At 68.5% G+C, this 10,686-nt stretch carries 12 protein-coding genes and 1 pseudogene; 6 read left to right on the top strand and 7 right to left on the bottom strand.

The annotated features are described in order from the left end of the window. Window positions 1-69: 69 nt before the first annotated feature. On the bottom strand, window positions 70-336 hold the full coding sequence (locus tag E2651_RS35325; RefSeq protein WP_135335346.1) for a hypothetical protein: 267 nt from the start codon (window positions 334-336) through the stop codon (window positions 70-72). Further along, a complete protein-coding gene (locus tag E2651_RS35330; protein WP_135335347.1) occupies window positions 333-2,003 on the bottom strand; it encodes a hypothetical protein in 1,671 nt (556 codons plus the stop codon). The genes E2651_RS35325 and E2651_RS35330 overlap by 4 nt, the downstream gene beginning before the upstream one ends. A gap of 1,476 nt (window positions 2,004-3,479) precedes the next feature. On the opposite strand from E2651_RS35330, the gene E2651_RS35335 reads away from it, so the two are divergent. Beyond that, on the top strand, window positions 3,480-3,905 hold the full coding sequence (locus E2651_RS35335) for an NUDIX domain-containing protein (protein WP_135335348.1): 426 nt from the start codon (window positions 3,480-3,482) through the stop codon (window positions 3,903-3,905). Window positions 3,906-3,952: 47 nt separating this feature from the next. Here the strand turns inward: E2651_RS35335 and E2651_RS35340 are convergent, their stop codons facing one another. After that, complete coding sequence (locus E2651_RS35340) at window positions 3,953-4,546, bottom strand: TetR/AcrR family transcriptional regulator (RefSeq protein ID WP_135335349.1); 594 nt, start codon at window positions 4,544-4,546, stop codon at window positions 3,953-3,955. A 128-nt stretch (window positions 4,547-4,674) separates the two neighbouring features. Here E2651_RS35340 and E2651_RS35345 point away from each other — a divergent pair, with 128 nt between their 5' ends. After that, window positions 4,675-5,322, top strand: a complete 648-nt coding sequence (locus E2651_RS35345; RefSeq protein WP_135335350.1) for a peroxiredoxin-like family protein — start codon at window positions 4,675-4,677, stop codon at window positions 5,320-5,322. Window positions 5,323-5,333: 11 nt separating this feature from the next. Here the strand turns inward: E2651_RS35345 and E2651_RS35350 are convergent, their stop codons facing one another. Beyond that, window positions 5,334-6,296 (bottom strand): helix-turn-helix domain-containing protein, encoded by a 963-nt coding sequence (locus tag E2651_RS35350; protein ID WP_135335351.1) that lies wholly within the window; start codon window positions 6,294-6,296, stop codon window positions 5,334-5,336. Window positions 6,297-6,367: 71 nt separating this feature from the next. Between E2651_RS35350 and E2651_RS35355 the strand changes: the two genes are divergently transcribed. Further along, window positions 6,368-7,195, top strand: coding sequence for an alpha/beta hydrolase (locus E2651_RS35355; RefSeq protein WP_209446324.1), 828 nt, complete (start codon window positions 6,368-6,370; stop codon window positions 7,193-7,195). Window positions 7,196-7,317: 122 nt separating this feature from the next. Here the strand turns inward: E2651_RS35355 and E2651_RS45675 are convergent. Continuing rightward, window positions 7,318-7,422, bottom strand: a pseudogene (locus E2651_RS45675) (site-specific integrase); the annotation flags it as partial. A gap of 253 nt (window positions 7,423-7,675) precedes the next feature. Here E2651_RS45675 and E2651_RS44340 point away from each other — a divergent pair. Next, window positions 7,676-7,837 (top strand): hypothetical protein, encoded by a 162-nt coding sequence (locus tag E2651_RS44340; RefSeq protein WP_167828993.1) that lies wholly within the window; start codon window positions 7,676-7,678, stop codon window positions 7,835-7,837. Window positions 7,838-7,962: 125 nt separating this feature from the next. Here the strand turns inward: E2651_RS44340 and E2651_RS35365 are convergent, their stop codons facing one another. Then, complete coding sequence (locus E2651_RS35365) at window positions 7,963-8,886, bottom strand: RNA polymerase sigma-70 factor (protein WP_135335352.1); 924 nt, start codon at window positions 8,884-8,886, stop codon at window positions 7,963-7,965. 199 nt (window positions 8,887-9,085) lie between these two features. Here E2651_RS35365 and E2651_RS35370 point away from each other — a divergent pair, with 199 nt between their 5' ends. Then, window positions 9,086-9,571, top strand: coding sequence for a carboxymuconolactone decarboxylase family protein (locus tag E2651_RS35370; protein WP_135335353.1), 486 nt, complete (start codon window positions 9,086-9,088; stop codon window positions 9,569-9,571). 165 nt (window positions 9,572-9,736) lie between these two features. Then, a complete protein-coding gene (locus E2651_RS35375) occupies window positions 9,737-10,309 on the top strand; it encodes a dihydrofolate reductase family protein (RefSeq protein ID WP_135335354.1) in 573 nt (190 codons plus the stop codon). A gap of 122 nt (window positions 10,310-10,431) precedes the next feature. Here E2651_RS35375 and E2651_RS44815 read toward each other — a convergent pair. Beyond that, a partial coding sequence (locus E2651_RS44815) for a hypothetical protein (protein ID WP_209446325.1) occupies window positions 10,432-10,686 on the bottom strand: 255 nt, incomplete at its 5' end.

Raw genomic sequence — 10,686 nt, forward strand, 5'->3', positions numbered from 1 at the left:
ACGCCACCCCACCCGCCGACCACCCTTCGGTGGACAGCGCAGCAGACATCCCAGGGAAGGTGAACGCGGTCATGGGGCCTCCCCGACAGGTGCCTGCGGCCGGATCAGCCAGCCCTCTGCGCTACCGCGGCGGAGCTCGGCCGCCAACCCCGCGGGCAGCGGGACGAGCGAGCCAAGCCAGTAGGGGGCGTCACCGGTGAGCAGGCCGGCCAGATCGATTCCGACCTGTTCGGCTTCCAGACGGGCACGGTCCAGGACGAAGCCGCCGCCGAACGGCATCGGGTGCAAGGTGATGCCTTCGGCCAGCTCCCAACCGGGCTCTATCGCGTCGGTCATGGCCGAATCCCTTCCGCCGGGGCCCGTTCTGCCGCCGCGGCCTGTCGTGGGTCGAGGGCGGCGGGGGCGGCGAGGGCTTCGGGATGGCGCGCCGCAGCCACGTACAGCCGGTGCAACCCCGCAGCGTGGGCCAGCACCAGATCGGGATCAGCGAGCGTGTCCGCAAGAGGGCCGGTGGCCACCCAGGGGCTGTCCCGCACCCGGGACAGCAGCTTCGCCCGCTGCCGTTCGCTGCCCAGCATGGTCGTCACGAACGCCGCCGACAGCAGCTTCTCCCGCTCGGCGGGCGTCACGTCCGCCTCCCGCCAGCCGTCGGGCAACAGGGCCCGCAGCAGGGGTGCGCTGACCCGGCGGCCGTCCCGGTAGACGGCACCGAGCAGGCCGTCGGCGGCCAGGCTCAACGCGGTTCCCAGCACGACCGGGTGGGCTGCGATCAGCACCGGAGCGGCTTCCGGCTCCGGCCCGCCGAAAAACGCTCGGGATGCCGCCTGCTCCAGAAGGTCCACCACCACCCGGACACATTCGCTGCCGGGCACCCTCTCACCCCTCTCACCGCCGGCCTGGGGGATCAGATGGCTGGCGGCGTGGCCCGAGGTGACCGGAGCTGCGATCCGGCGCACCTCCGCAGCCAGCCACTCGCCCGGCGTCCGCCCGGCCGGACCCGCAACCGGCAACAGGTGGTGCCCCGGCCCGGCACCCGCCTCCGAGTGCACCTCGGCCGGCGGCCCCGCACGGCCGGACCTCCTCACCTGGTGCCGACGCCATGGCCGCCACCACGGCTCACCTTCCAGACCCGCGGGCGGCGCCGCCGAACTCAACAGCCGCCACCCACCCCGCAGCCACCCCGCAGCCGGCGGGGGCGCGGTGAACATCGCCGCCAGGCCCGCCCCGCTGACCAGCCGCGCTCCGTCCAACCCGGTACCGGCCAACACAGGTGTAGCGGCAGACCACGGATCACACGCCGCCGGCCACGGCGGCCGACCACCCGCACACGCCTCACGCCACGCCGCCGAGGCGTCCACCACCCGCACACCCTGCCCACCGGCCGCCGTTACCCGCCGGGCCCGGCGCTCCAACACCGGCACATCCGCGTGCACATGCAACCGGGCCACATCCGACGCGACAGCGGCCAGCGCGGCCGCACCCAGCCCGCCGCCATCACCCACCACCAGCACCTGCCCGCACTCACCCGCGGCCCGCGCAGCATCGGCCAACGCGTACGCCAACGCCCGCCGCACCCGCACCACCGGATCCACGCCCCGGCCCGTCACCTCCCACGACCACGCCACCAACGCCGCAACATCCAGCGCCTCCAGCTCAAGACGCACCCGCCCCGACTCAACCCGGACACCGGAACCACACGCCAGCTGAAGCACCCCCTCAAAGGGGGTCAACGGCACCGGCAGGGCGCCACCCAGCAACCCTGCCGCCACCACCGCAGACCACACCCGCGCACCCGGACCCGCCACATCCACCGCGCGGCCCGCAGAGCACAGCACCGGTTCATCCGCACCCCGCCCGCCGATGCTGTCGGCAGAGGAAGCCGATGAACCGGTGATATAGAAGACGGGCCGGGCGCTCAACGCACCCCGCCGCAGCACCCCATCCTCACGACCACATTCGGACTCCTGGAAACCGGACCGCGAACCGACCGCGACCGCACACATACAGCCTCCCCCTACTGGCAGCGCCAACAGACCCTGCCTGCGCAGGCATCCCGACCGCGCGACCAGCACCCAGCCGTCAGGCGGGGTCGACGCAGCTGCAGGCTGTAAAGGCGCACTCGAACATTTGGCAATTCCGTACCTGGCATTCCGACTCACACTCACTGCAGTCGACCACGGTGACCACCCCACAGGTGTAGGCTGTAGGCGCGATGCCGTCGGTCTCGGTTACCTTGACGAGGGTGCTGAGGGATGTCATCGGACAACTCCAATCTCGGTTCTGGTGGTTGACCGCCTGAGGCGGCCAGAGGTTCGACCGCGTGACCGGCACCCAGCCGTCAAGAAAGCTCGGCGCAGACGCAGAGATTCGCGACACAGGTCAGCTCCCGGCAGTTCTGCATCTCACACTCCGACTTACACTTACTGCAGTCGGCCACCAAGACGTCCGCGCATTCCGTAGGAGCCATGTCGGTGGTCTCGGTTACCTTGACGAGGGTGCTGAGGGATGTCATCAGACAACTCCAATCCCAGTTCCAGTGGTTGAACACCCGAACCGGCCAGCAAGCGGCACGCAACCGCCAGCAGACCCCCGTACCGGCCCACTCATCACAATCCGCCCCACCCATCAGGCGCTACAAGGCGCCACGGCAGGCGCGAAGAAGCGGAACCACCCCTCCCCAAGCCCCACACGCCGGAGCGAGCGCTAGTCGCCAACGCCCGCACACCAAACCCGGCCACAGCCCAGGGCGGAATCGGTCCGACCGCTGAAGATTCCCCACCACGCGGCAATCCCCGTGTAACCCGATGCACCGATAACAGCCGCGCTGCCGCCCGGACCTGGGAGTCGTGAACTCCCCCTATCGACTGCACCAACAGACACGGCGCAGGAATCCCCACCCGCCTGACTGGCACCCAGCCATCAATCCAAGCAGGTGCAGATTGGAAACTCGCAGAGGAGCTCCCGGCAACCCAACTTCTCGCATTCCGACGCACATACACTGCAGTCGTTCACGATAATTTCCCCGGCGCAGATCATGGCTGTGGGAGCGATGTCGGTGGTCCCGGTTACTTTGACGAGGGTGCTGAGGGATGTCATCGGACAACTCCAATCCAAGTTCCAGTGGTTGAACACGCGAGGTAGCCAGAGCGCGACGATCACTCACCGGCAAGCCCCCGTCCTGGCTCGTCCACCAGAATCCACCCCACGCATGAGTCCCGACAAGGCGGCACAGCAGGCGCATAAAGGCAGCACCACCCCTTCCCGAGCGCCAGGCGCACAAAAAAGGTGCGGCACTACTTTCGCTCCCCGCTCACCACGTTTCAATTCGGCAATCCCTGCGTGTTCCCACCATTCAGAGCGGCAGCCGCGCCTCGGCACCGCCTGGCTTTGGGACCGTACGGGGGATCCCGACCGCGCTGCGTCCATGAAATTCCGAACGGGTGCGCTACCCCTGAACCGATGAAGCCGACGGCTCCGCCGTGTTCGGATGGCACCAAGCCACCAACCGCGTCGTGCTCCTGCAGCGCAGCGAGAACGCGAAGTTCGCCCAGGGCATGTGGGACCTGCCCGTCGGCAAGAGCGAGCCCGGCGAGCCGATCACCGAAACCGCGGTGCGCGAGCTGTACGAGGAGACCGGCCTCACGGTGAAGGCCGAGTCCCTCAAGGTCGCCCACATCATCCACGGAGCATGGGGAGTTGAAGCACCCAACGGCTTCCTTACCGTCGTCTTTGTCGCCCATGAATGGACCGGCGAGCCCGAGAACCGCGAGCCGCGCAAGCACGCTCAGGTCCGCTGGGTCGACGCCGACGCCATCCCAGAAGAGTTCGTGGACACCACCGCCAGTGCTCTCCACCGCTACCTCGACGGAGGCCCGGAGGTCTCCCTGAACGGCTGGGATCAGTAGCCGCTTGGGCGGTCAGTGCCCGAGGTAGCGCAGACCGTCCTCCACTCTCAGCCCGGGGCCCGGAGCGAGTCGAGAGCCGCATCGACGGTGCGGCTCAGGAAGCGTGCGTCGCCGCCCGCTCGCGACCGCACGTTCACCCCGTACGCGAGCAGCGCGAGCAGATCAGCCGCCGATGTCGAATCGACTGAAGACGCCAACTGCCCATCCCTTCTTGCCGTTTCGAGCGCGGCGCGTAGCGCGTCGCACAGCCCCTTGTGGTGCCGGTCGAGGACGGCCCGCACCTCCAGGTCGTCGCTCTCCGCGCCCGCGTGCGCGTTGGACACCAGGCAGCCCCAGCGCGCGTGCTCTCCCGACGTACGTGCGCTGATCAGGCCGCGGAAGAAGTCCGCGACCGCGGGCAGCCCGCGCCCGTCCTCGGCGAGCTGCCGGAAGACGGGCTGCGAGCGAGCCGCCACATAGCGATTCAGCGCGGCGAGGTAGAGCTGCTGCTTGCTGCCATACGTGGAGTAGAGGCTGGAGCGGTTGAGCCCCGTGGCGTTCACGATGTCCTGCACTCCGGTAGCCGCCACGCCCTGCTTCCAGAACAGGCGGACCACCGTCTCCAGGGTCGCGTCCGGATCGAAGTGCTTGATGTCCGCCATGCCTCACCTCACCACCAACTTAGAACAGTAGTTTCAAGATACCGCCCAGGCCGCTATCTTGAAATGAGCGTTCCAAGTTTTGGGGCGGGCCCTTCCGCCTGCCCCCGCACAGGAAGGACACCGCCCTCATGACCCTCAACGCAGAACTGCGCGCCTTCTACGAAGCCCGCCAGCAGCAGATCCCCGCCGAGGTCCGCGAGATCATGCAGCGGGCCGGCGCCGAACTCGCCGCCTCCGGTCAGATTGACCACGCCCTCACCGCCGGTGCGCAGGCCCCGCGCTTCACGCTGCCCTCCGCGACCGGCGAGGCCGTCGGCCTCGACCGGCTCCTCACCCAGGGCCCGGTCGTGCTCACCTTCTACCGCGGCGCCTGGTGCCCGTACTGCAATCTCGCGCTGCGCTCGCTGCAGCAGCACCACACCGGCATCACCGACCGCGGTGCCCAACTCGTCGCCGTATCCCCGCAGATCCCCGACGAGTCACTGTCCCTGACCGAGAAGCACGCCCTGGACTTCACCGTCCTCAGCGACGTCGGCTCCGACACCGCCAAGGCGTACGGCCTCGCCTTCGACCTGCCCGACGACCTCGCCGCCGTCTACGACAAGCTCGGGTTCGACCTCCACCGGGTCAACGGCGGTCACCCGCGTACCCTTCCGATCCCCGCGACGTACGTCATCGACCAGAGCGGCACCGTCCGCTGGGAGTTCACCGACACCGACTACACCAAGCGCGCCGAACCGGCCGGCGTCATCGCTGCACTCGACGCCCTGCGCTGAGGTGCCGTCCGTCAGGCAGCCGCCCGAGTCTGGCTGAAGGTGCGCCGGTATGCGCCGGGTGTGGTGCCCAGATGCGCCCGGAAGCGGCGGCGCAGGTTGACTGCCGAGGTGAGTCCGACGCGGGTGGCGATGGCTTCGACCGGCAGGTCGGTCTGCTCCAGCAATACGCATGCCGCGTCGAGACGTTGGCGCAACAGCCACTGCCCCGGGCTGACGCCGAGCTGTTCGGCGAAGCGCCGGGCGAGGGTCCGGGTGGAAAGACCGGCGCGTTCGGCGAGCCGGTCCAGGGTCAACGGGCAGTCGAGGTGGGACGTGGCCCATTCAAGGAGTGGCGCCAGTGACTCGTCCGTCCTCGCCGGGGCGGGCTGTGCGGCGTACTGGAGTTGGCTGCCCTCTCGGTGTGGGGGCAGGACCATGTTTCGGGCGATCTGTGCGGCGTAGGCGGCGCCATGGTCGGAACGCACCAGGTGAAGGCAGAGGTCGATGCCCGCGCCGGTTCCGGCGCTGGTGGCCACGTCGCCGTGGTCCACGTAGAGCACGTCAGGGTCCACCTCGATCTGAGGGAAAGCGGCGGCGAGGTGCGGTGCGTGGCGCCAGTGGGTGCTGGCGCGGCGGCCGTCGAGCAGTCCGGCCTGGGCGAGGACGAATGCCCCCGTGCAGATGGCGACGATCCTGGCACCGCGCCTGTGGGCAGCCCTCAGCGCCGCGATGACGGTCGGCGGCACCGGCGCGCTGGGCGGCTGCCAGCCGGGGATGACCACGGTGTCCGCCTCCTCCAGAGCGGACAGCCCCGCGTCGACGAGCATCGGGTAACCGATGGTGGTCCGCAGCGGCCCGGGGCGCTCGGCACAGATCCGGAAGCTGTAGCGGGCCGGTACGTCCTGCGGAACGGTGCCGAAGACCTCGGCAGCGCAGCCGAGCTCGAAAGGCGACTGCGGCGGATTGAGCAGGGCCACCACCCGGTGAGGACGCATGGCAAGAATGTACTCCTAGGTGTCTTTCGGGACTCTCGGCAGAGAGATCGACTCCGGCCACAGTGGGTCCCATGAGTGAAACCACCGGAACGACAGTGGTCAGGAGCGCGGTCCAGGTCGACGGCGAAATGGCCAGCTACCTGACCGCCGGACGGCAGGACGGCCGACCCGTGCTGCTGCTCCACGGAACGTATTGGAGCCGGGTCTGGCTCCCGGTACTCGACCACCTCGCCGACGCAGGGTTGCGACCCTTCGCGGTCGACCTCCCCGGCCTTGGACGCTCGGGCGGCGAGCTCACCCTGGAAACGGCCACGGTCCCGGCCCTCGCGGACTGGGTGACACGGTTCGCGTCCGCGCTGAAGCTCTCCGGACCGATCGCCGTGGCGGCTCACGACATCGGCGGCGCCATCGCCCAGCACCTCCTCGCCCACGACCGGCTGGACATCTCCCGATTCGCCTTGGTCAACTCGGTGCTCTACGACTCCTGGCCCGCGCCCCACGTGGGCCGGTTCCGGGGCGGGGACACCGCCGAGGACGTCCTCGCCAACCGCCGGCAGGCCGTGACGAGAGTGCTGGCCGGTGTCGCCACCGAGTCGCTGATCGCGGACTACGTGGACCCGTGGACCGATGCGCGGGTTCGCCGCTCCTGGACGGCCCTGGCGGGCGCGGCCGACAACAGCTACACCCTTGACCTCATCCCCGCGCTGCGGCGGTCCACCACACCCAAGTTGCTCATCTGGGGCGAGGACGACCTCCATGAGACGGTGGAGTACGCCGAGCGATTCACCTCGGAGATCCCGAACACCGCGCTCATCCGTATCCCCGATGCGGATCACATCCCCACGGAGAACGCCCCTGACCAGATCGGCCGTGCGCTCGCCGACTTCTTCACGGCGTAGCCCTTGGACCGTGCGCGAGCGATGCATCCACTGGTTCCAGGTTGGAGCCCCGAAGGGGCTACGGGAGTAGGCGAGGTGCCATCCCTCCGTGCGCTCCCTTCCCGGGGTGTCCGACCGCGTGACTACCGCCGCGGATGCGATGGCGTGCCGAAGATGCCGTCCATGGCGAGGGCTCCACTCTGGGTCACGGGCCGGATCTGCTTCCGGTAGACCTCTTCGCGAACGGACGGTGTGGGCTGCCGGCGGGTTCCGCGGCGTGGGCGGAGTCGAAGGTCGCTCGACCGGTACGTAAACGTGCGTGTCCGCTACGCGCAATCGCCCCACCAGGACGGGCTGAGGTTGTCCGCTGCGCGACATCGGCCGTCCTCAAACGCCGTTCCTGTCGGGCCTGTTGGAGGTCCAGCGTGATCAGTGCGGCATCCCCCATGCATGGGCGCTTCCTCCGCAGCTGATCTCCACGCCTGATTCCAGGGAGTTCTCATGTCCTCGACTGCAACAACTGCGCGCGGTTCGACGCCCGTCGACGCCGCGCTACGCCGACCCGCGCTTGTGCTCTTCATGGTCTGTGTCGCGATCTTCATGCTGATGCTCGACGCGATGGTCGTCTCCGCCGCTCTCGGCGAGATCCGCTCGGAGCAGTGAAATGCGTTCCATCGATCACAGCCCCCAACCCTACTGCCGACCCGTCGTATTGCCGCCGGCCAGCGGGAATACCCCTTCGGCTCAACCTTCAACAGCCTGAGCAGGGTTGAGGAACGGCTCGGAGCTCAGCGGCCCACCGCTGTCTCTCTGTCCATGCGTGACAGTTTCTCGGGGTTGCGGACCGCGTAGAGGCCGGTGATGAGGCCGGCCTCTACGCGTACCGCCAGGACTGTGTCGATGTCGTCGCCCGTGCGCAGGATCAAGGCCGGGTGGCCGTTGATCTGGGCCGGCCGCATGGTCGTGGACGTGAGCCTGCTCAGTACGGCGGCTACCGCCTCCGCGCCCACGATGGGCTCCAGTGCTGCCCGTACGACTCCGCCGCCATCCGTCAGCAGCACCACGTCCGGAGCGATCATGTCCAGCAGGTGACTCAAGTCGCCTGTCTGGACCGCCTGTTGGAAGGCCGCGAGCGCGCTGCGCGTCTGGGCCGGGGAAACCGCCTCTCGCGGTCGGCGTGCCGCGACGTGCGCCCGTGCGCGGTGGGCGATCTGGCGGACCGCGGCGGGGGTTTTGTCCACTGCCTGCGCGATCTCTTCGTACTCGAGAGCGAAGACGTCGCGCAGCACGAATACGGCACGCTCCGTCGGCGCGAGCGTCTCCAGGACCAGCAGCATCGCCATGGAGACGCTCTCGGCCAGCTCGATGTCCTCGGCGACATCGGGCGCTGTGAGCAGGGGTTCGGGCAGCCAGGGGCCTACGTAGGACTCCTTGCGCCGACGCAACGTGCGCAGCCGGGTCAGCGCCTGGCGTGTGGTGATGCGGACCAGGAAGGCGCGCGGGTCCCGCACCGTGTCGTGGTCGACGTCCGCCCAGCGCAGCCAGGTCTCCTGAAGGACGTCCTCTGCGTCGGCGGCGGAGCCGAGCATCTCGTACGCGACGGTGAACAGCAGGTTGCGGTGGGCGATGAACGCCCCAGTGGCCGAGTCGGTTACGTCGGACGTGCTTTCGGTGCATTCTTCGCGTTCTTCGCGTTCTTCGCGTTCTTCCATCGCCGGCTCCTGCCCCTCGCGTCTCTCTTTCTGTTCGCACACAAGGCGCCGCCTATCGCTCTCTTGTGACACCGGAGTCCGGTGACCTGCGTCACCTCTTCGTGCTGTCACAGGAGTGGGGCGGGCGGCGACTTATGGGCATCCCGACGCTGCGCGGACGATCTGCGCGGCTCACGATTCCACAAGCGAGGACGTCGCGATGGAACCCCGTATGAACCTGTTCGCGAACGAAACCGGTGCCAAGATCGGCAAGCGGATCTACGCCGTCAGCCAGGTGATCCAGGAGTCGCCGCTGCCCAAGTCCACCCAGGAACTGGTGCAGTTGCGTGCCAGCCAGATCAACGGCTGCGGCTTCTGCGCCGACATCCACGGCAAGGACGCCGCGGCCGCCGGCGAGAGCGCGGCCCGGCTGAACCTGGTCGCCACCTGGCGCCACTCCACCGTGTTCACCGAGGCCGAGCGGGCCGCGCTGGCCCTCACCGAGGAGGGCACCCGCATCATCGACGGCTACCAGGGCGTCTCCGACGAGACCTGGGCCCATGTGCGCAAGCACTACGACGACGTCCAGGCCATCGCGCTGGTCTCCCTGGTCGCCATGATCAACGCGACCAACCGGCTCGGCGTGATCCTCAACAACCAGGGCGGTGCCTACGAGCCCGGTGATCTCGCCGCCGTCGCCGGCTGATCGCCGTCGGTGCCCGCTTCGGCGCCGGTGAGGCAACGGTCGTAGCCCGATCGGCACTTGTCGGCCCGGGGCGGGCAGAGCATCGTAGTGATCACCGATGAGTTTTCGTGTGGAGCGGAGTCCAAAGACCCGTAACCACACAACAGCTACCCAGGAGATCTTGAGATGCGTACGTTGATCAGCACTGCCTTCGTCTCGCTCGACGGTGTCGTGGAGGCCCCGGGTGGCGAGCCCGGGTACCGGAACTCCGGGTGGACCTTCAAGGACATCGAGTTCGTCCCGGAGGCCTACGAGATCAAGGGGCGGGAGCAGAAGGAAGCCGCGGCGATGCTGTTCGGCCGGGCCAGCTACGAGGCGTTCAGCCCGGTCTGGCCCGGCATGGCGGAGTTCGCCGACTACAAGCCGCTTCCTAAGTACGTCGTCTCCAGCACCCTCTCCGAAGACGACCTGGTCGACGGCTGGGGCGAGACCACCATCCTGCGCTGCCTCGACGACGTCGCCGCGCTGAAGGAGACCGAGGGCGGCCCGATCATCATGCACGGCAGTGCCACCCTGAACCGGAATCTGTCCGACGCCGGTCTGATCGACCGCTACCACCTGCTCGTCTTCCCGCTGCTGCTCGGCGCCGGCAAGCGGCTGTTCAGCGGCACGGACAAGGACGCCCAGAAGCTGAAGCTCGTGGAGCACGCGGCGTACGCGAATGGCATCCAGTTGAACGTCTTCGACGTCGTCCGTTGAGGACAGCTGTTCGTTGAGGACGGCGGCTGTTCGTTGAGGACGGCGGCTGTCCGTGAGGACGGCGGCTGTCCGTGAGGACGGCTTGCGCGGTACCTCCGCCGGTGCCCCGCAGTACCCTGGGCCTACCGAGGCTCCGCCCTCGGCACGGCCGTTCTGCGGCCGCGCTCCCGGAGGAGTGTGAGTGTCATGGAGACCGCCATCGTCATCGCGGCCATCTGCCTGATGATCGTTCTCGGGGTGCTCTTGATCCACCGGATGAGGCCGCGCTGACGCGGCGCCGACTCGACGTGATGGATCCGCCACGCACCGTTCCGCTCGCCGTTCCGTGGTGTCACCATGCGGAGTCCAGGGGTGTCGAGGGGCTGTCTCTTATACAC

The sequence above is a fragment of the Streptomyces sp. MZ04 genome, from assembly GCF_004684775.1.
In the GTDB taxonomy this organism is placed as follows: Bacteria; Actinomycetota; Actinomycetes; order Streptomycetales; family Streptomycetaceae; genus Streptomyces.